The 1067-nt window shown below is 56.6% G+C and carries 1 protein-coding gene and 1 pseudogene; one reads left to right on the top strand and one right to left on the bottom strand.

From position 1 onward, the window contains the following. Positions 1-580, top strand: a pseudogene (locus tag HAQ05_RS27795) (hypothetical protein); the annotation flags it as partial. Here the strand turns inward: HAQ05_RS27795 and HAQ05_RS29130 are convergent. Beyond that, positions 581-895, bottom strand: a complete 315-nt coding sequence (locus HAQ05_RS29130) for a topoisomerase DNA-binding C4 zinc finger domain-containing protein (RefSeq protein ID WP_274603332.1) — start codon at positions 893-895, stop codon at positions 581-583. Positions 896-1067 lie beyond the last annotated feature (172 nt).

The following is a 1067-nucleotide window of genomic DNA, read 5'->3' as shown; positions in this document are numbered from 1 at the left end:
CACGGGCATGTTTTGGCCAAACGCGCCATTACTTAGGGAGGGCAGGGTGCTGACTCAGGCGGAGGGACTGCACTTCCCTCATTCTATTGGCAATGAATCGCCTCACGTGGCAGCAGCAGATTTTCCAGCGTTCGCCCGAGCAGCTGAAAATTTAGGTTCGCATACGGCCCGTGCTCGCGCAAGTGCGGCACCCTGGTACATCCGACAAGATGCTCTGCGCACCGCCGTGGCTCAGTCGGTCAGCGGTCGAGATGTCGGCGCGCACAATCTGTTCGACCTGACTGATCCGATGAGGGCGCCGGCTGCCATGGATGCTTTGCGCCAGCAGCAGGCCCGGCGCCTAGATCCCATCGGCTTTGCCGAAAGCCGCCGAGTTGACGAAATCCCCGAAGCCATTGACGACATCGAGGAAGCCCGCGCAGCACTGGCCGCAGACGAAGCCAACGTAAAGCAGCTGCTTGACAATCTCGACCCGGAATCGCGGGATGCCATAGACGCTATTGGCAGGGAGCAGCAGGAGGCGGCCGCCGCGTATGCCGCCGAGGCTCAACAATATTCGAAAGCAGGAATGCAACTATAGCTAAGCGCTCGGCTGGTGCGAATCCTGACCAATAGATGTTGGCAAGGTCTGTCGTATGCCTGTGCATCTAGGATACTTCGAGCAGCCGTAAAACGAACTCCCTTTGTGCTTTCCGCGCCGGGCAACACGCTGAACCATCTGACTGCCACAGTTTGGGCATAGACCTAACGCAGCCCAGCTACTGCCTGAGGGTTCAGGAGTTGGTAGTGACTTCGAGGTTAAATGTATTGGCGGTGATGGCTGCGCCGCCGGCTGTTTTCTTCTGGGTCTGGAGTAGTAATAGAGCCATACCCAAGGGGCAAAAAAAATCAGCAATAGGAGAAAAACTGCCAGCCACGCTTTGTATTTTCGCGATAGGTATGTAGTGGTCAACTGATCCCGGACACTGAATTGAGCTTTTCCTCGGCAACGGCAGGCGCCAAGCCCTCGTTGAACTGATGTGGTCGTCGCCAGTTGTACCGCTCCATCAGAAAACGACTGATATCTT

This window comes from Pseudomonas typographi, from assembly GCF_014694385.1.
Classification (GTDB): Bacteria; Pseudomonadota; Gammaproteobacteria; order Pseudomonadales; family Pseudomonadaceae; genus Aquipseudomonas; species Aquipseudomonas typographi.
Note: the sequence above shows the minus strand (reverse complement) of the source record. Positions and strands in the feature narration are given on the sequence as shown.